We start from the raw sequence: 18,748 nt of genomic DNA, 5'->3' as shown, positions 1-18,748 counted from the left end.
AACCTTTTCAAAAAACAAAAATCAAAAAACGTGGAGGGTATGGATATGGTTCAATTAATCGTTGGGAATAAGGGAAAGGGCAAGACAAAATGCCTGTTGAACAAAGTCAATACCGAGGTAAAAAACATTTTAGGCAATGTTGTTTTTCTTGATAGAAACACAAAGCACATGTTTGAACTCAACAACAAAGTACGTCTTATTGTAGTTCCGGAGTTTATGATTGAAAATTCAGACGAATTTATCGGTTTCGTCAGTGGCGTGATTTCACAGGATCACGATCTTCAACAAATGTATTTCGATGGTTTCCTTAGCATAGCTTGTCTCGAAGGAAAAGATATCACAGCAACAATTGAAAAACTTGACCGCCTTGGCGAGAAATTTAACGTAGATTTCGTACTAAGTGTATCTATGGATGAATCAGAGCTTCCTGAAGCAGTTAAATCAAAGGTTGTTACAGCTCTATAATTATATATAAAGAATAGGAAATGGATAAGCCGCGTTTTATCTCGCGGCTTATCTTTAGTTTAAGACATGGCAAAACAGAGAAAAAACAAGGTGACTAAATATCCAATGTTTTTGCACATAAATGTTGGATTGATATTCTTTGCTTTTATTATCATTTATGTTGTCATCTGCGTTTTTACATATTTCAGTAAAAAGCATATTGTTGGTTACGAAGTAAGAGAGGGGGCTCTGTCTTCCAATAACATTTACGAGGCCGTTGCACTAAGGCAGGAAAGCGTTGTAACTGCTTCAAATGCCGGTTATGTTAATTACTTTGCGCCTGAAGGTCAGAGAGTGGCCGTAGGTAATCTGGTCTACACTGTAGATGAATCAGGTGATTTACTTGATTATCTTAAGACTCAGGGTACTGAACAGGCTTCCTTGACTGATGAAGATCTGAGCGAATTACGTTCTCAGATTGTAAACTACAGTGCAGACTTTGATCCTAAATCCTTCTCAACTGTTTACGATTTTAAGAGCAGTCTTGATGGCACGGTTCAGAAGCTTGCAAGCTCCAGTATACTTCAAAGCATTAATTCGCTTAATAATAACGCCGGTGCACTGCAGAGTATCAATTATTGTTATTCTCAGGGAACCGGAATAGTCCAGTATTATGTGGACGGATATGAGGATCTTAATATTAATAATATGACAGTTGATCTTATGGATAATACCAAATATGAACGGACTCAGCTGATCAGCAATGCACTGGTAGGTGTAGGTGATCCGGTATTCAAGCTTTCGACCAATGAAGACTGGATGATCGTAATAAATGAAAATGATCTGGATAAAGTTAAAGCTCTTGCTGAAAAAGAGTACATAAAAGTGCGATTTCTTAAGAACCAGGACGAAGCCTGGGGAAAAGTATCCTATGTTACAAATGATGCCGGAGATACATTTGTAGGATTATCATTTACCAATTCCATGATTACTTTTGTTAAAGACAGATTCTTAAGTGTTGAACTTATAACAGAAGATGAAAGCGGTTTAAAGATTCCAAATTCTGCAATTGCCGAGAAGAGTTTCTTTGTAATTCCTAAGGAGTATGTGACAAAGGGAAATAATAATAATTCCGGAGTTCTACGTGATAAATATGATGAAAATGGAAATGAAACATCTGAGTTTATAGAAGTAGAACTATATAATGAGAGTGATGATTCATATTATGTAGATGATGATACTTTAAGAAACGGTGACATAATCATCAAACCTGATTCACAGGATAAATTTACTATTAATAATAAGGATACGCTTATTGGTGTGTATAACATAAACAAGGGTTATGCAGACTTCAGACAGATAATTATATTGTATCAGAATGATGAATATGCTATCGTTAAATCAAATACAAATTATGGTTTGAACGTATATGATTATATCGTGCTTGACGCTTCCACTGTTGAGGGTGATGTTAAGAATCTTGACACTTCGGAAGAAAACTAGCATAATATAGGATAATGAATTTATAGTTTTGGTTGGGGTTAGGAGTTAATCACATGAGTGTAATGGATAAGTTTTTATCAGCTATGAAGCTGAATGGGGATGATGAGAGCGGATATTATGATTCAGATGATGATGCATATTATGACAGCACCATCGAACCTATTCATAAATCCAGTTCAATAGGTAAGGATGATCCTTCTATTGAGGTAAATGAGGAGAAGCTTAAGAGAACTGCTCCTGCACCTAGAAGTTTACCGAACAGGACAAGATCAGGTAATGGAATGGAGGTTTGTGTTGTAAAGCCTACTTCTATTGAGGATGCAAGAGAGATTACTGAGACGCTTCTTAATAATCGTACTGTAGTACTTAATCTCGAAGGAATTGATGTTGAGCTTGCTCAGAGAATAATTGATTTCACATCCGGATCATGTTTTGCAATAAGCGGGAATCTGCAGAAGATTTCAAGATATATCTTTATTGTAACACCCGCAAGTGTTGATATTTCCGGTGATTTTCAAGATATTCTAGGTGGTGCTTTTGATGGTGGCATGGGAAGTGCCGGTCCGCAGCAGATGTAAACAATAGATCTGATTATAAGGCAGAAGCGTTTGTTTCTGCCTTTTCTATTTGATTAATATATGAATTGAAAGGATTAATTATGTCCGAAACATTGACTGTTAATTATAATAATGCACCTTGCTATGATATTGTGTTTGACACAAGTTTTGATGAACTGCCGGGATGCATTTCAGAGCTTGGTTTTGCAGATAGGAAATTTGCAATAATAACTGATACAAATGTAAAAGATCTCTATGCAGAAAATCTTGCATTGATGCTTGAAGCTATTTCATCAAAAGTAATTGTATATGCAATCCCTGCCGGAGAAGATCATAAAAATCTTGATGAGATAAGAAAAGTCTATTCTGTATTGATTGACAATAAGTTTGACAGGAATGATCTTATTATCGCTGTAGGAGGCGGAGTTGTTGGCGATATGGCAGGATTTATTGCCGCAACTTACTTAAGAGGTGTTTCTTTTATACAGGTTCCGACAACACTTCTTGCTCAGACTGATAGCAGTATAGGTGGTAAAACAGGCGTCGATTTTGACGGATATAAGAATATGGTTGGCGCTTTTCACATGCCATCTCTTGTTTATATAAATATCAGTGTTCTTAATTCATTACCTGGTGAGCAATTTGCTTCAGGTTTCGCTGAAGTAATGAAGCATGGTCTTATAAAGGATTCAGATTTCTATATCTGGTTATTAGACAACATGTATGAGATAGGCGAGAAAGATCCCGATACACTTATATATATGATAAAGAAGAGCTGTGATATCAAAAGACTTGTGGTAGAAAAAGATCCTACTGAAAAGGGTGACAGAGCGCTTCTCAATTTTGGACATACAATCGGTCATGCTATTGAAAAATATAAAAATTTCGAATTATTCCATGGCGAATGCGTTGCCCTGGGTTGTGTCGCTGCTGCTTTTATTTCATGGAAGAAGCAGATGCTCTCAATGGAAGAATATTATGAAATACGAGATATGTTTGTACCCTTTGGACTTCCTATTTCAGTTACGGACATCAATGAAGATGAGGTTATAAGGCTTTTGCACTCTGATAAAAAGGCCGATGGTAATACAATTAAATTCATTCTTCTTAAAAAGGTCGGTAAGGCTGTAATTGATAAAAATGTTACAGACGAAGAAATAAGAGAAGCCTTAAAGGAGATTACCTGGTCAGAGGATTTTGAATAATATTTGGAGTTAATATGAACAATTTTACAAACAGGAAAAAGATTTTTCTTTTAGCTGATATTATATCAGTTGCAATACTTGTTATTTTAGATCAATTTACAAAACATCTTGCTGTCAAGTATCTGATGGATAAAGAATCAATCGTAATAATACCAAAAGTTCTGGAATTGACATTTTTGAAAAACAGAGGAGCTGCATTTGGAATATTACAGGATCAAAAAGTATTTTTTGTGATGATAGCAATAATGATCATGATTGTAATTGCTTATGTGTTATTTCAGCTTCCTCTTGAAAAAAAATATAATATATTACAGATTATTCTTGTTATGATAGCAAGTGGAGCTGCCGGAAATATGATAGACAGGATAAGAAATGATTACGTAGTGGATTTTATTTCTTTTGTGATTATTAATTTTCCGATATTTAATGTGGCAGATATATATGTTACTGTTTCTACAATTCTTTTTATTATACTTTTCCTGTTTTATTATAAAGAAAAGGATTTTGATTTCTTAAGCTTTAAACAGCAGAAAAAGTATAGGGAGTTTAAATGAATAATTCATTTGAAGCAGAGAACAAATTAAATTACATAGCTTCTGATGATATGGAGGGAGAGAGAGTTGATAAAGTTATGAGCTCTCTCTCTGATTCTATGTCCAGAAGTTATATTCAAAAACTAATAAAGGATAAAAAAGTACTTCTAAACGGCAAACCTGTTAAGGCAAGTACTTCAGTATCGGAAGGGGATCTTTTGGAAATGGAAATTCCAAAGTCTGTCGTTCCTGATATTGAGCCTGAGGACATTCCTCTTGATATAATCTATGAAGACAGTGATGTTCTTGTTGTAAATAAACCTAAAGGCATGGTGGTCCATCCTGCTGCCGGTCATTATAACGGTACTCTAGTTAATGCACTTATGTATTATCTTGGTGATGATCTGTCAGGGATAAACGGAGTGATGAGACCCGGAATAGTTCATAGAATAGACAGGGATACTACCGGATCAATAATAATCTGTAAAAATGATATTGCCCACAGATGTATTGCTGATCAATTAAAAGAACATAGCCTTAACAGAATTTATCATGCAATATGTTATGGAATTCTAAAGGATGATGAAGGGACAATTATTGGCAATATCGGAAGGAGTGCTACAGATAGAAAAAAGATGGCTGTTGTTCCTGATGGTCAGGGTAAAACAGCTGTTACACATTATAAAGTTCTGAAACGTTTTGAAAAAGATAAAATGACTTACATTGAATGTAAACTCGAAACAGGAAGAACACATCAGATCAGAGTGCATATGTCTCATATAGGGCATCCTCTTTTGGGAGATACGGTATATGGTCCTTCCATGAAAAGCAAATTCAAACTTGAAGGACAATGTCTTCATGCCAAAGTTCTTGGGTTTAAGCATCCGGTGACCGGTGAATATATCGAAACAGATGCGCCATTTCCTGAATATTTTCAGCATTTACTAAATGTTTTACAATAAGTCAGTTTTTCTATCCTAATAGTTTGATTTGTGGTATAATTGTATTAAATTTATGAAATCTTTTATTATGGAGGTTTTATTTATGAATACAATCATTACAATAGGCAGACAATTTGGCTCTGGTGGACGTGAGATTGGAATGAAGGTTGCTGAACACTTTGGCATTAAGTTTTATGACAAAGAATTGCTTACAAGAGCTGCTTCAGAGAGCGGTTTCGCTAAGGAAATGATTCAGGATCATGACGAGCGTCCCACAACATCATTTCTCTACAACCTGGTTATGGATACGTATTCATTTGGATATAATTCCTCCAGCTTTGTAGATATGCCCATCAGTCACAAGATTTTCCTGGCTCAGTTTGATACTATCAAAAAGATCGCCGATGAAGGTCCCTGTGTAATCGTTGGCAGATGTGCTGATTATGCACTTGCCGATTACAAAAACGTGCTGAACATATTTATTCACGCTGATGAAGATGATAAGATTCAAAGAGTAATGGACAGATATCCGGATGTGACTACTAAAGATAAAGCTCTTGAAATGCTTATAAAAAAGGATAAACAGAGGCAGAGCTATTATAATTATTACTCATCTAAAAAATGGGGAAGATCTGATACCTATGATCTTACGATAAATAGTAGTGTGCTTGGCATTGATGGCACGGTGAAACTGATAACCCAATTTGTCGCAGATTTTGAAACAAAATAAAAATATAAATCAGAAAGGAATAAGGGGCAGACTTAGGGTTTGCTCCTTTTTTATACGAAAATGGTATACAATTTTTTTGCTACAATTTCCAGAATGAAATATATCGAGCGTTGGGCTCTTATGAGAAATTCAAGACCGGAAAACTTAAGTGAACATTCACTTGAAGTTTCAATGATAGCCCATGCGCTATGTGTAATCGGAAACGTCAGATACAATAAGAACCTTAATGCTGAAAAGGCTGCTTTGATTGGCTTATATCATGATGCTTCTGAGATTATTACAGGGGACATGCCCACGCCTGTAAAATATTATAATGAAGAACTGAAAAATGCGTATAAACAGGTTGAGGCTATAGCAGATGTGCAACTGCTTCATAAGCTTCCGGATGATTTGAGGCCCGCTTTTGAAGACATATTCAAGGTACAGGATGGCGATGACGAAAAGTATATGCGAAAACTTGTTAAAGCAGCTGATAAACTGTCAGCTCTGATAAAGTGTATTGAAGAAAAAAATTCCGGAAACAGTGAATTTCGAACAGCTGAAAAAAGCACGATGAAATCATTGGAGAAAATGAAAAAAGAGTTACCTGAAGTCAATGACTTTATGGAAGATTTTCTTGAACCATATGGAAAAACTCTGGATGAGCTTTCCTGAATTATTTTGTTTTTATCGAAAGGTATTATTATGACTTTTTTTACATGCTTTTTCCTTGATGCAGAAAAAGATATCATTGTAAGTCTATATAAGGATTTGGATAAAATGTATTACATTTTATCTACTCCTAATCATCACACAGGCAATCTTATCAGGAATCTGTCTGCGCTTTGCAAGCTACCACTCACTCAAAATGAAAATGATATGCTTGAGATAAGAGGTGAGGTTCCCTGTTTTGTTGATGCCAATAACGTAGAATCTTATGTATTTAGTATTGGAGATGTTGAAATAGCCAGTATTTTCCAGGATGGCACAGTTGATGTAAAAGCAACTATACCTGCAATCGCGAAGACTTTAATGAGTCAGACAAAGGACTATCAATTGGATATTTCAAAGACTCTTTTTAAGACCTATGTCAGAAAAGAATTAAAATTTCGTGCGGATTTGCACACGCATATGAATGGTAATCTGCCCGGAGATGTTCTGATAGCGCTTGGAATATATCATCAGATAAGATACCCTTTATATTATGTTAAAAAACTTGATTTAAAACTTACTGATGCGCAGTGGGATAAACTTAATGCTCAGAGGGAAAAAGTCGCAAGACAATTTGTAACATCAGGACTGCAGGGAAAATACCTTGATCGAAGAATAAATGATAACACTTTTATAAATTTTGCAGATCTTATTTTAAATAACCTTGATAATGCAGAGATGAATATTGTTAAGATTCGAGGCTCTCTCGCGGTGATTAAAGACGGGCAGGCTGTTTTCACTAATCTTGAAAAGGTATATCTGTACAGATATGTTTTCTGTAAGGCTAAAGAAAGTGAAGATAAGATTGTCTATAGTAATATGGATCAGATTCCTGATAAAGACGTAAGAGATGTTTTAAAACAGATGCAGAAGGACAAAGAAAATCCTGATTATTCTAAAAATACAGTATTTCAGGATAAGCTTTTATGGATCGCCAGAAATTATAAAAGACAAGGCGTCTGTTATGCTGAGATAAGTGATACCACACTTGTAAAAAAATATGAGTCAGTGGAGATGCTAAAGCAAGTCCATGAGGTTATGCCTAAAATATATCAGGAAACAGGCGTAATGATCAGATTTCTTGCGGCAATGAGAAGAATTCCGCTCACTATTGTAAAAGATGCTGTTACCCCTTCTGATTATCTTGAGCAGAATCTTGAAGTGTTAAGAGCGACTTTCCTTGATCCCTACGTCGCAGGATGCGATTTCGTAGGTGAAGAGATAAATGACATTATCACACTAAAGCCTGTGTTTAAAGAGCTTGTAAAATTTGCTGCGATTGATCCCAGTTTTGTTATAAGAGTTCATGCAGGAGAGAACGATTCACTAAAGGATAACATCTCGCATAGTATACAGTGCGTAAAGGATTGTCTGCTTCCGGGACAGTCTATGCCCAGAATGAGGCTTGGACATGGACTTTATACATACAGTCCCAGATCAAATAAGGGTAAGGAAGTAATTGAGCAGCTTAAAGAAAACAATATAGTCTTGGAGTTCCAGCTTACAAGTAATGTAAGGTTAAATAATCTGAACTCATTAAAAGAACACCCTCTAAAGTATTATTTGAAGCAGGGAATTCGCTGTGTTCAGGGGACTGATGGAGCTGCGCTTTATGGCACAAGTTCCATTGATGAACAGCTTTCTCTAAAGAAAATGCTGGAGCTTTCTGATGAAGATCTAAAGCTTATGAAGGATGCAGAAGCACAGATAATTGAGGAAGGGCAGACAGCATATTCCGATAAGAAGGCTGCTTTTATAGCCCTTCTCAAAAACAGAGACATGGAAGAAGTTCTGCTTGAAAAGATGAAGACTGTAAGAATATCAAAATCATCTTCAAAGAAGTATAAGCGTCTTGATGCGAATAAAGAGCTTAAAGAGCAGATTTCAGAAATAACCTGGGATCGTTTTCCTATTGTTCTTTTAGGCGGCAGCTTTAATACAGAAAAAAGAGCTACCAGAATCACGCCTGATGGTCAAAAGGAACTCGATGAATTGATGGACTTTTTAAATCCTGAAGAAGTGTGTTTTGTTATAGGACATAAGCTCTCAGGCTATGAGAAATATCTGATTGATAATAATAAAAAGAATTTCAGAATATATGCGGTTGTTCCTACACTTATAACAAAGCAGGAGAGAGATAAACTAATTGAAGCAGGTGTCTATATAAGAGTTTCTCCGGAAGCTGAGGGAATGGGAATATATAAAAGCTTTAACTATGAGATATTTGAAAGAAGGCCGTCAATGGTAATTGCATTTGACGGAAACAGTTCAGCTGCAAATCTTATTCAGGAGGCAAAAAACGGTAAAGGCAAATCTGCGATTTTTATCTGGAGTCATTCCCAGACATTGAAGCAAAAGGCCAAATCCCTGCATGGATATGTAAACATTTTTGACACTGAAAATCCGATAGTTAAGAGAATTGTCGAATTACAAACGGAGTTAAGTAGAAAATCATAAAATATTTTACCTTTTTCTATTTTGTTGGACATTTGTTGGACAAATTATTATATAATAGTATACGTAAAATAGTTTATCGAGGGAGGCTAACAATGGCTAAAAAAAGTTTTAATGTATTACAAAAACTGGGGACAGTTATTCTTGCTGCTGCACTCGCAGTAACAGTGGTACCTACAACATTTATCACTTCAGAGCCTATCGTTGCTAAAGCGGCAAATGCTTCAGCTATACGCGATAGTCTTAATGATGCTCAGAAGAAGATTTATGATGCTTACAACTATCTTGATTCTAAGATAATGGATCAGGGCGTTGCTATTTCAGCTGAGAACAAGGCACAGTTTAATGCATCAAATTTCTACACAATGTTTACAGGTGAAGCTGAAAAGAAGAAGTATTCAGCCGAGGATCTCAAATTTGCAAGACGCGCATATGTATATTCAAATCCTTTAAATATTGCCGGTGCTATGGCTGAGCTTAAGCTTTTCTATGTTAAGGATAAGGATGAAAAGTATTCATGCTACGCATACCTTAAGAGAATCAGCGACAACAATTACACAGGTGAAGAGAAGGCATTAAAGAATGCTGTAAACAAAATAATGAGCAATATTGATGCTGATGATACAAATTTTGTAATTGAATATCAGTGCTTTAATATGGTTCTTGATAATGTAACAAATGTAAAGGTTGATATTGATAACAAAGATCTGAAGAACACAGCTTATGGTGCACTTATTCAGCACAGAGCTTCTTCTCAGGGATATGCACTTGCATTTGCAGCACTTCTTGACAATGCTGAGATTTCCAATGATATTCTTTTTAACGGAAACAAGTGCTGGAACCAGGTTAAAATCGGTTCAAAATGGTATGAGACTGACCTTGTAGCATGTGATAAGGCAAAGAAGGGTTATATCGATTACGAGAGATTCAACACATCTCAGTCTAAGATGAAATCTTATGGCTTAACACGTGTTAATTACTGCACAAAGCTTCGTGAGTCAAAGGGTACTCATAAGGAAACAAGTAACAGAATCCAGAAATATGATGAGTCACTTTTCAAGGATTCACATAACTTTGGTTTAGGTATACTCAATGCTGATAAAACAGTAACTCGTACTACAATGCTTAGCTCTGAAAAGACAGCAAATTTTGTTCCTACATTTAAAGATGCTTCACAGCTCTATGATTGCAGCCTGATTCTTAAGGCCGTTTCAATTACAACAAAACCTGAAGAAAGTGCATTTACATGGGTTAACTGGACTAAGGAGCATCCTTATATCGAGCTCACAAAGAACGGTGCAGGACAGAGCAGAATCCTTAATGTTACACTTGTTATTGATGATACTGCCAACACCACTGTAAGCTTTGCAGCTACAATAAATGATCTTGATGATACAACAGGCAAATTTGTTTATCAGGTAACTGGTGAAGATACAGTCGCTGTTTCAAAATATACTAAGAAAAATGCAAAGAGTATTACAATTCCTTCAACAGTAGTTGTTAACGGCAAGGATTACAAGGTAACAAAAATCAACAACAACGCATTCAAGAGCTGTAAAAAGCTTGAGACAGTAATGCTTGGTGCAAATATTACTGAGATCGGGAAAAATGCATTCTCCGGAAAGACAAAGCTTATCCGTGTTGAGACATTAGGCTATAATCTTACAAAGCTTGGTAAGGATGCATTTAAATCAGCAGATTCAAATACATTATTCTTACTTAAAGGAACAAGCCGCGGAGCATACAATAAGCTTGTTAAGAAGGTAAAGAAGGCAGGCGGTAAGAATTCTGTATTTAAGTACAGAGCTTTCTGATTGAATCCTGAGTCTAAATAATTTGATTTTAGTAGAGGCCATATGAATAATATGGTCTCTATTTTTTTCTTTGTAGTCATGATATACTAATACTGTTTGAATACTAATACATTGGATGCAATGCATTAAAAATAAAAGTGGAGGAATTATTCGGTATGAGAAAGTTATTAGTTGTAATCGATATGCAACACGATTTTATTGATGGATCTCTTGGGACTAAGGAAGCTGTAGCAATTGTTCCAAATGTCATTGAAAAGATCAAAAAATATGACATAAAAGATGTTTTTGCCACCAGAGATACACATCAGCCTAATTATATGCAGACTAAGGAAGGCAAAAATCTGCCTGTTGAGCATTGCATTATAAATACCCATGGCTGGAATATTGAAGAGAAAATTGCAGAACTTTTAAAGGATGCAACCATTATTGATAAGCCTACATTCGGATCAACAGAGCTTGCTTCAAGAATTAAAGAGATTGCAGATAAAGAAGAAATAGAGATTGAACTTGTGGGATTATGCACAGATATATGCGTGGCATCAAATGCACTTATTTTGAAAGCATTTATGCCTGAAGTAAATATCTCAATAGATCCGGATTGCTGTGCAGGCGTTACACCTGAAAAGCATCTGGCTGCAATTAAAACAATGGAATCATGTCAGATTTCAGTTGCTTGATTGTAATAATAAATACACTCATTACTTCGTTAAAGAGGGATTTAACGAAGTAATGTTTGTCTAAGATCAAACTGCCCAAGCACGTAATTTATACGCTCCTTATATGGTCGGCCATACAGACCGACTTTTTACTGAATTAAAGCTCTTCCAGAATCTTTTTATATTGGCGATATAAGCTCAGCATTTCATCATGATTTTCCTTTATGTAATCAAGGTCACCATTTAAGCCCGCTTCCTCGAGAAGTCTTGCTTTTTCCGAGAGATCCTTAGCACCGATCATTCTTGCAGAGCTTTTTAGCGCATGCACTTTTGTTGCATAATCCTCAATATTATTCGAGTTTAATAGTTGCTCTAGCTCGGCGGATTTTTTATCCACGTTGGCCCTGAAGAACCGCAGAGTATCCACAAACAGTGTTTCTGCACCTGCGTATTCAACTCCGGATTTGATACTTATATACCTGTCGTTTTGGAGCTCTTTTAGCTTCTTCATAGTGTCGGCACTTACAACGGACGGATTTTCATCGCTGTTATCTGCGCTACTTTCATCATCTTTTTGAACGGTATTATTCCTTTGGTCATTTTCGCTTTGGGTTATGCTCGCAGGGGAAATAATCCTATCAGGATGGATATATTTTTTTAGCATATCCTCAAGACGCTTTCCATTAACAGGTTTTTCCAGATAATCGTCAAAACCGGCATTAATAAACATCTCTCTTACTCCACTTACCACATTGGCAGTGAGAATTATGCAGACGCTATAATAATTTATTCCGTCAGCATCATATTTAATATGCTTAAGAAGCTCTACTCCATCCATCTTGGGCATGCGATAGTCTATCAGCAAAATATCATATTTTGTTTTGCTCAAAAGTCCCAACGCAATCTTCCCGCTAAGAGCAGTGTCCACCGTCATCCGTGTTTTCTCCAGAAGACCTGTAATTACCTTGAGGTTTAGCTCATTATCATCAACAGCAAGTATTTTTACGCCCGGAGCTATGAAGCTGGGACAGTAATTACCCTGGCCGGTTGCAACCTCCTCTGCAATTTTGTCATATTCGCCTATCTTACCCCAGTTGGCGACTTTCTGCCTTACAACAAAGGAAAACTCGCTACCTACACCATACTCACTTTTTACTTTAAGATTGCTTTCCATTGCATCGAGAATCTGTTTAACTATACTCATTCCAAGGCCTGTGCCCTCGATAGTTTTGTTTTTATCTTCATCAAGTCGTTCAAATGCTTTGAATAGCTTGTTAAGCTCCTCCTGCTTCATTCCGATGCCTGAATCCTTGACACTTATATATAAATCTATGCAATTAGATTCAATCTTTTTAAAGCTGATATTTAGTTCTACAAAACCTGCCATGGTGTATTTCACACCATTTGTAAGCAGATTTATAAGAACTTGCTTGAGCCTTGTCTCATCACCTATAAGACCATCGGGAATATTGGCATCAACTACGGGATTATAGACAATTCCCTTACTCTTGGCACGTTCAACTATCATCATATTGACATCATTAAGCAGACTCGATAAATGATAGGGATCATTTCGGAGCTTCATTTTCCCGGCTTCCATCCTTGAGAAATCAAGGATGTCGTTGACAAGATAGAGAAGAGAATTGGCAGAGCTACAAATGTTGAAGGCATACTGCTTTATCTTCTTGTCGGCAGTCTCTCTCTGTACCAGTTCGCCCATACCCATAATGGCATTTATGGGCGTTCTGATTTCATGAGACATATTTGCAAGAAACAATGTTTTAGCTTTAGAAGCCTCTTCAGCGATTTCGTAGGCTTTTTTGAGTTTTATGTTCTCGAATAACCAGACACCACAAACTAAAACAAATATAACCAGAATAAATCTGTACTCATACAGATAGTCGAAAAAACCATACCTGTACAGCTTTCTGGTGGTATAGTCCAGAATTACAGCCTGTCTTTGGCTGTCGGTTAAATTTGCGATATCACTGTTTAGTTTTTCAATGATTTTCCGGCTCTCTGGAGTATCAACAGCACCTGCATAGAATTCCATGGAAATGACTGCTGAAGGGTGAATTGTCAAATCCGAATAAGATGGCTTCTGCAATATGTAACTCCATACATAAGAATTATGCAAAAGCGCATCAACTTTACCGGCTTTAAGCATCTTCACACACTCAGGCACATTTTCGTACAGAGTAATGTCTATTCCGGGCAAAGTCTGTTTTAGTGATTCAGCAACACCCACCTGAGATTTCAGCATTCCGACTTTTATGTTGTTAAAATTCGGAAGTGCCTGTTTGTTCACCGTTACAAGAGTCATCGGTGTCTCTACCAGAGAATCAGTTATGATAGTTTGCTGACCGCTTGCGCTGGTAATGGCACTCCCAAAAGGCATCACCAGATCATAATCTCTATTATCAAGAGCAGCCTTTATATTCTCCTCTTTAATTGCCTTGAAGCGCATTCTATATCCTGCTGCTTCGCCAACTTCACTGAGCAGATCAACGCCTATGCCAACAATCTTATCTGTTTTGGAATCTACATAGATCATAGGGCAACGATCCACAGGAACGCCTACAGTTAATGTTTTTTTTGCAGCTGCAGCATAGTATGAAGACATAGCGATGCTGACATGCATTATGAATATACATATCAGCAGGATTAAGATTCGGTTTGAATTTCGCATATTCTTCAAGCTATAACCCATCCTTTGTATAGGAATTCGTGCAAATACTGTGTGTATAGTACCTGTAAGTATATGTTACATCAAATTTATTTGGGGTATATTAAATGACGATAAAAAATTTATGTAGAAAGGCTTAAACTTTTAGATATTTCGCGGAAATCTAAAAAAGGCCACCGACATTTCTGCCGGCAGCCTCGTACTTTTTATGAATTATGCAGCAACCTCTGTATTTTCGGCCTGCTTAGTCTCTATGGGCAGCTTCTTGTAAATAAATGCAGCAAGTGCCAGAAACACTACACACATAATAGCTGCTTCAATATTGCTAAGAGCTCTTCCCATAAGTGAAGGTAATGCAATAGCAACTGTATTATTGATAGCATGCATGATGATTGCAGGAACTACTGAATTATACTTATAAGCTACGAATGCAAGTGCCAGTCCCAAGGGCATTGCATATATGCTCTGAAGCGGGTTCATGTGCATAAGTCCAAACATCACTGCTGAGAGGATGACACAACCTACAATTTCAAAAGACTTCTTTGAGTTCTTAAGCATTACTGCTCTGAATGCCAGCTCCTCGGCGAAGGGAGCAAGCAGTGCTACTGTAAGTACAGCGATAACCTGATTTCCACCTGAGATAAGTCCCATAATCTGCCCAAACAGCTCTCTGCTTCCGGGGATAAGGGCTGCAATAACATTGGAAACTATTAATACAAATGCATAGAAACCAAGTGCAGTGAAGGTAAGGAATGCGATTGACTTTACATTTGCTATCTTCTTAAGACCTGATTCATAGGTTCCCTGCTTTTTATCTTTTCTTACGGATCCAAGGTAATACCAGAGACCGAATACTGCAATGCAGGCAATCTCTCCAACAAACTGTAATACAGTTAAGATTTCGGAAATGTAATCCATATATTCTGCCTGATCCTTAAAGGTTTCTCCTGTCTGAGCATAATGTATATAAGACGCTCCTACTGATCCTGCAGCTCCGATCACTCCCTGAATTCCCAAAAACAGGAGCACAATTCCCAGTGCTACGAATATTGCTTTTGCTTTACTTCCCTTTGTTGTTTTCATACTCATTCTCCTTTTTCTTATAAAATTATTGTTATCAATTTGAGGTTAAAAAAACTTCAATCCTACAGGCGATTCCGTATCATGTTTGCACGCTTTCCCTTGCCTGATGAAAACATGATAATTCGAAATCATTTCCGCAGATTGAAGTAAATCTTAACGTAACCTTATTTTTACATTATTTTCAAATCTTTATTCGTTCTGAGAGGGAATATCCTTTGTATCTTTATTTGAAAAGGGAATTTTCCTGTACATAAAAATTGAAAGTGCAAGGAAAATAACAACACAGCATGCACTTACAACCGGTGGAAGCCCCGGACTAAATATCTGATTCAGTAATATCGCTCCGATATTGTTTATTAGGATCACCAGCATGCCCGGTACGACTGAATTAAACTTGTAAGAAATAAACATCATAACAAGGCCAAATGGGATTCCGTAAATTATCTGCACCGGATTAAGCATCAATACGGCAAACAGTATGGCAGGTATAATTATGCATGCCGCCATCCCGAAGGAATTCTTGAATTTTTGCATTATAATACCCGGAAAGGCAAAGGCCGTTGCCATAGCTGATAATATAACCATTGATGTGATATTCATGGGAGTTACTTCCGAAACGTTTGACATTATGGTGGATAATAACTCACCGCTTTCAGGAGATATCATTATTATCAGATCAGCAATATGTCTGTCAAAAAGTCCTATTGCCAGTGATGAAAACACTATAAAAGCAATGACTTTTGCATCACACATTTTCTCATGCCAGGGCTCATAAGTTCCGGCAAGCTTGTCTTTTCTTACATATCCCAGGTAATACCAAATTCCAAACAATACTGTACAGATTAAATTCGAAATGAATAGCATAAGCGGTTGCATGGCATTAATACTATCGAGCAAAGCTTCCTTATCCATGTTGTCTACAGACATGGTCAGGGATACAACCAGACTGATAATGATTGATACCGCCAGTTGTATCAGCAGGTAAAGCAGTGTTATTGCTACTGCCTCCATTACTGTCTTAACCTTGTTTTCCTTTTTTGTTTCCATATTTTTTTACCTCTCTACATCCATTCCAAGGGTAAAGTAACTACAAAACTTTTGTAGCCATCATCCGAATTCTCATTATATTCGAGGCTTCCGCCATGAAGCTCGACAATTCTTTTTGCTACTGATAATCCAAGTCCGCTGCCACCGCTTTTCCCCTTCTTATAGGGTTCGAAAATGTGCTCCTTCAGGTCTTCCTCCAGAAACGGACCATCATCTGAAAAGCTGATAATTACGCCATTTTCCTCTTTTATTGATACCCTGAAGGTAGTATTTTCAGGGTTATGCCTTATGGCATTATTGATCAAATTAGTAAAAACACGCTTCATCTGCTCAGTGTCATATTTGCAGATGACTCTGTCCGGTATTTCAGGCTCAAGAATCATTTTCCTGTCCTCAAATCTGTAGAACATATCTGCAAGAATGCCACGAAGAAAACCCGCAATATTGCCTTCTTCCGGGAAAATCTTATAGTCTGTGCTTCCGTATTTTGCATACTCAAGCATGTCTTCTAGCTGAACATTGGCAGCTTTTATCTGTTGTTCGATTATAGTCAGATAGTGATTTCTGTCATCCTCAGAGATATCCTCCTCCTTGAGAAGTCTGGCATAGCCCATTACCATAGTCATGGGAGTCTTCAGATCGTGAGCAATCCCGGCGTATAACTGCCTGTTCTGTTCCTCATTCTGCTCTCTGATACTCTGAGCCTCTTTTAATTTCAAAACCATGTGGTTGAAGGCTTCTTCCATCTCTGCAAATTCAAAGCTGTCCTTTACTTCCATCTGCACATCAAGATTCCCAGAGCTTACCAGATTCATGTTATCTGCTATTTTTCTGGCAGGTTCCGAAATATTCTTTTCCAAAATATTGGACAGTCCCCAGAAAAGAAGGTAGGTCACAATCATGCTGGCCATGGTGATCTGAGTACCGAGATCTTTGCTCATACCCTGACCGCCATATAAGCCGTCTATGACTCCCATCAGGAACTCCCTGATTTTATCTATAAATAGGATAAGTAAAAAAACATATGCCAGAATAATTATCAGGAATGTTTGGAGTTTTCTTTTATATTTAAGTCTCATTTTTCTTCCATCCGATATCCCAGCCCTCTGATGGTGTGGATATAATCATTTTCTCCGTCAGAGATTTTCGATCTCAGCTTACTTATGGCAACCATAATGCTGTTATCGTCCGGGAATTTGTCGCTTTCCCATGCTGCCTCATATATTTGATCCTTAGTGAGGACCTGTCCGATATTACTCATGAAAAATTCGGTCATTCTGTATTCCAGAGCCGTAAGCTCAACGGACTCATCATTTTTATAAAGGCGCTTCAATGATGGCTTGAGCTTTAGCGCCCCGCAAATGAGCTCCTTCCCTTCCTCCTGACGGTCGTAACCGTAGCATCTGCGAAGGGTTGATAACACTCTTGCAGCGACCTCCATGGGATCGAAGGGCTTTACGATATAATCATCCGCACCAAGATTAAGTCCCTTTATCCTGTCCAATACATCACCCTTTGCGGTCAGGAAAAGCACCGGTACATTGCTCTGCTTCCTTATCTTTTCAACCAGCTCATACCCGTCCATGACAGGCATCATTATATCTGTGATGACCAGATCAAACTGTTCGGAATTGAACAGTTCATAGGCTTTGCTACCATCATATTCTTCCTTTACCGTCATTCCATGCATCTCAAGACATACTTTTAAAAGTCCTGCTATTTGAGGCTCGTCGTCAACGACCAGCACTTTGTACTTTTTATCCGCCATATATACTCTCTCTAACCCACTTTTTCATTTTTATAATTTATAATACCCCTCAGTCATTTCTGTACATTTAAGTGAATCTTAACGTAACCTTAACCAATCTTTGCTCTTCTCTATATCTGCATAAAAATATCCGGCCTTTACATTTACTTCTATTCCGCTTCCGGTCCAGAACAATGCCGTACAATCATCTAATGAAGAACATCTTCCCCATATACGCTTATTTTCTATTTCTGATAATTTATATTCCATTTTCCATATCCTCCAAAAAACACCAGTTACTTCAAAATTGTAATTCTTAGTACCATATATAGCAAGAAGTATGCGCAAAATATCACGTTTATATATATCAAAAAACAATTCCAATGTTGAAAATATGTATCGAATGTTTTCATATTCATTAGCCCTTAATAGCATCAATAACAGCAGCTTTAATACTTCAAAGGTAACCAATGTCCAGGAAATGTTTGACAGCTGCACAAGTCTGGAACACCTTGACCTTCGAATTTTTGATCTTACAAATGTTCCTGCAGAAAAAGCAGGCAGTTTTCTTGAAAATGCAAGAATCTGAAGTACGTGGACGGCCCCGCTAAAACAAACCACAAATTTCCATAAAAGGATTAGTCCTGCATAAAAAATA

18 protein-coding genes are annotated in these 18,748 nt (G+C 37.1%); 12 read left to right on the top strand and 6 right to left on the bottom strand.

Features of this window, described 5'->3' with window-relative positions:
- Positions 1-45: 45 nt before the first annotated feature.
- From G622_RS0102320 to G622_RS0102270, 11 genes are all read left to right on the top strand, one after another.
- On the top strand, positions 46-465 hold the full coding sequence (locus tag G622_RS0102320) for a hypothetical protein (RefSeq protein ID WP_026509322.1): 420 nt from the start codon (positions 46-48) through the stop codon (positions 463-465).
- A gap of 66 nt (positions 466-531) precedes the next feature.
- Positions 532-1,947 carry an HlyD family efflux transporter periplasmic adaptor subunit gene (locus G622_RS0102315; RefSeq protein WP_026509321.1) on the top strand — a complete coding sequence of 472 codons (1,416 nt, stop codon included), beginning with the start codon at positions 532-534 and terminating at the stop codon, positions 1,945-1,947.
- A 53-nt stretch (positions 1,948-2,000) separates the two neighbouring features.
- Positions 2,001-2,525, top strand: coding sequence for a cell division protein SepF (locus tag G622_RS0102310; protein WP_026509320.1), 525 nt, complete (start codon positions 2,001-2,003; stop codon positions 2,523-2,525).
- 80 nt (positions 2,526-2,605) lie between these two features.
- Positions 2,606-3,709 carry a 3-dehydroquinate synthase gene (gene aroB, locus G622_RS0102305; RefSeq protein ID WP_026509319.1) on the top strand — a complete coding sequence of 368 codons (1,104 nt, stop codon included), beginning with the start codon at positions 2,606-2,608 and terminating at the stop codon, positions 3,707-3,709.
- 14 nt (positions 3,710-3,723) lie between these two features.
- Positions 3,724-4,263, top strand: coding sequence for a signal peptidase II (lspA, locus tag G622_RS0102300; protein ID WP_026509318.1), 540 nt, complete (start codon positions 3,724-3,726; stop codon positions 4,261-4,263).
- The gene (locus tag G622_RS0102295; RefSeq protein ID WP_044956951.1) at positions 4,260-5,204 is read left to right on the top strand and encodes an RluA family pseudouridine synthase; all 945 of its coding nucleotides are present in this window, start codon (positions 4,260-4,262) and stop codon (positions 5,202-5,204) included. Before lspA ends, G622_RS0102295 begins: the two co-directional genes overlap by 4 nt.
- Positions 5,205-5,286: 82 nt before the next feature.
- Positions 5,287-5,913: a cytidylate kinase-like family protein gene (locus G622_RS0102290; RefSeq protein WP_026509316.1), complete on the top strand. Its 627-nt coding sequence runs from the start codon at positions 5,287-5,289 to the stop codon at positions 5,911-5,913.
- Positions 5,914-5,973: 60 nt separating this feature from the next.
- Complete coding sequence (yfbR, locus tag G622_RS0102285) at positions 5,974-6,567, top strand: 5'-deoxynucleotidase (RefSeq protein WP_026509315.1); 594 nt, start codon at positions 5,974-5,976, stop codon at positions 6,565-6,567.
- Between the two features lie 30 nt (positions 6,568-6,597).
- Positions 6,598-9,060 carry an adenosine deaminase gene (locus G622_RS0102280; RefSeq protein ID WP_026509314.1) on the top strand — a complete coding sequence of 821 codons (2,463 nt, stop codon included), beginning with the start codon at positions 6,598-6,600 and terminating at the stop codon, positions 9,058-9,060.
- Between the two features lie 92 nt (positions 9,061-9,152).
- On the top strand, positions 9,153-10,871 hold the full coding sequence (locus tag G622_RS0102275; protein ID WP_026509313.1) for a leucine-rich repeat protein: 1,719 nt from the start codon (positions 9,153-9,155) through the stop codon (positions 10,869-10,871).
- 155 nt (positions 10,872-11,026) lie between these two features.
- Positions 11,027-11,548, top strand: a complete 522-nt coding sequence (locus G622_RS0102270) for a cysteine hydrolase family protein (RefSeq protein ID WP_026509312.1) — start codon at positions 11,027-11,029, stop codon at positions 11,546-11,548.
- Between the two features lie 136 nt (positions 11,549-11,684).
- Here the strand turns inward: G622_RS0102270 and G622_RS21390 are convergent, their stop codons facing one another.
- From G622_RS21390 to G622_RS25655, 6 genes are all read right to left on the bottom strand, one after another.
- Positions 11,685-14,216, bottom strand: a complete 2,532-nt coding sequence (locus G622_RS21390) for an ATP-binding protein (RefSeq protein ID WP_242832943.1) — start codon at positions 14,214-14,216, stop codon at positions 11,685-11,687.
- 210 nt (positions 14,217-14,426) lie between these two features.
- Positions 14,427-15,296 carry a CPBP family intramembrane glutamic endopeptidase gene (locus tag G622_RS0102260; RefSeq protein WP_026509311.1) on the bottom strand — a complete coding sequence of 290 codons (870 nt, stop codon included), beginning with the start codon at positions 15,294-15,296 and terminating at the stop codon, positions 14,427-14,429.
- A 189-nt stretch (positions 15,297-15,485) separates the two neighbouring features.
- Positions 15,486-16,343 carry a CPBP family intramembrane glutamic endopeptidase gene (locus G622_RS0102255; RefSeq protein ID WP_026509310.1) on the bottom strand — a complete coding sequence of 286 codons (858 nt, stop codon included), beginning with the start codon at positions 16,341-16,343 and terminating at the stop codon, positions 15,486-15,488.
- Between the two features lie 14 nt (positions 16,344-16,357).
- Positions 16,358-17,422, bottom strand: a complete 1,065-nt coding sequence (locus G622_RS0102250) for a HAMP domain-containing sensor histidine kinase (RefSeq protein WP_026509309.1) — start codon at positions 17,420-17,422, stop codon at positions 16,358-16,360.
- A complete protein-coding gene (locus tag G622_RS0102245; RefSeq protein WP_026492187.1) occupies positions 17,419-18,111 on the bottom strand; it encodes a response regulator transcription factor in 693 nt (230 codons plus the stop codon). Before G622_RS0102245 ends, G622_RS0102250 begins: the two co-directional genes overlap by 4 nt.
- Before the next feature lie 78 nt (positions 18,112-18,189).
- Entirely contained in the window at positions 18,190-18,360 is a 171-nt protein-coding gene (locus G622_RS25655; RefSeq protein WP_155831403.1) for a hypothetical protein, read from the bottom strand.
- A 70-nt stretch (positions 18,361-18,430) separates the two neighbouring features.
- Here G622_RS25655 and G622_RS25130 point away from each other — a divergent pair, with 70 nt between their 5' ends.
- Complete coding sequence (locus G622_RS25130) at positions 18,431-18,679, top strand: BspA family leucine-rich repeat surface protein (RefSeq protein WP_081675144.1); 249 nt, start codon at positions 18,431-18,433, stop codon at positions 18,677-18,679.
- Positions 18,680-18,748: the final 69 nt, after the last annotated feature.

The sequence above is a fragment of the Butyrivibrio sp. LC3010 genome (assembly GCF_000424385.1).
Lineage (GTDB): Bacteria > Bacillota > Clostridia > Lachnospirales > Lachnospiraceae > Butyrivibrio.
This window is presented reverse-complemented; position numbering and strand designations above follow the sequence as displayed.

What these genes read in the sequence shown, in the direction of transcription:
- G622_RS0102320 (WP_026509322.1), top strand. Translation starts at nt 46, where the DNA reads ATGGTTCAATTAATCGTTGGGAATAAGGGAAAGGGCAAGACAAAATGC.
- G622_RS0102315 (WP_026509321.1), top strand. Translation starts at nt 532, where the DNA reads ATGGCAAAACAGAGAAAAAACAAGGTGACTAAATATCCAATGTTTTTG.
- G622_RS0102310 (WP_026509320.1), top strand. Translation starts at nt 2,001, where the DNA reads ATGAGTGTAATGGATAAGTTTTTATCAGCTATGAAGCTGAATGGGGAT.
- aroB (WP_026509319.1), top strand. Translation starts at nt 2,606, where the DNA reads ATGTCCGAAACATTGACTGTTAATTATAATAATGCACCTTGCTATGAT.
- lspA (WP_026509318.1), top strand. Translation starts at nt 3,724, where the DNA reads ATGAACAATTTTACAAACAGGAAAAAGATTTTTCTTTTAGCTGATATT.
- G622_RS0102295 (WP_044956951.1), top strand. Translation starts at nt 4,260, where the DNA reads ATGAATAATTCATTTGAAGCAGAGAACAAATTAAATTACATAGCTTCT.
- G622_RS0102290 (WP_026509316.1), top strand. Translation starts at nt 5,287, where the DNA reads ATGAATACAATCATTACAATAGGCAGACAATTTGGCTCTGGTGGACGT.
- yfbR (WP_026509315.1), top strand. Translation starts at nt 5,974, where the DNA reads ATGGTATACAATTTTTTTGCTACAATTTCCAGAATGAAATATATCGAG.
- G622_RS0102280 (WP_026509314.1), top strand. Translation starts at nt 6,598, where the DNA reads ATGACTTTTTTTACATGCTTTTTCCTTGATGCAGAAAAAGATATCATT.
- G622_RS0102275 (WP_026509313.1), top strand. Translation starts at nt 9,153, where the DNA reads ATGGCTAAAAAAAGTTTTAATGTATTACAAAAACTGGGGACAGTTATT.
- G622_RS0102270 (WP_026509312.1), top strand. Translation starts at nt 11,027, where the DNA reads ATGAGAAAGTTATTAGTTGTAATCGATATGCAACACGATTTTATTGAT.
- G622_RS21390 (WP_242832943.1), bottom strand. Translation starts at nt 14,216, where the DNA reads ATGCGAAATTCAAACCGAATCTTAATCCTGCTGATATGTATATTCATA.
- G622_RS0102260 (WP_026509311.1), bottom strand. Translation starts at nt 15,296, where the DNA reads ATGAAAACAACAAAGGGAAGTAAAGCAAAAGCAATATTCGTAGCACTG.
- G622_RS0102255 (WP_026509310.1), bottom strand. Translation starts at nt 16,343, where the DNA reads ATGGAAACAAAAAAGGAAAACAAGGTTAAGACAGTAATGGAGGCAGTA.
- G622_RS0102250 (WP_026509309.1), bottom strand. Translation starts at nt 17,422, where the DNA reads ATGAGACTTAAATATAAAAGAAAACTCCAAACATTCCTGATAATTATT.
- G622_RS0102245 (WP_026492187.1), bottom strand. Translation starts at nt 18,111, where the DNA reads ATGGCGGATAAAAAGTACAAAGTGCTGGTCGTTGACGACGAGCCTCAA.
- G622_RS25655 (WP_155831403.1), bottom strand. Translation starts at nt 18,360, where the DNA reads ATGGAATATAAATTATCAGAAATAGAAAATAAGCGTATATGGGGAAGA.
- G622_RS25130 (WP_081675144.1), top strand. Translation starts at nt 18,431, where the DNA reads ATGCGCAAAATATCACGTTTATATATATCAAAAAACAATTCCAATGTT.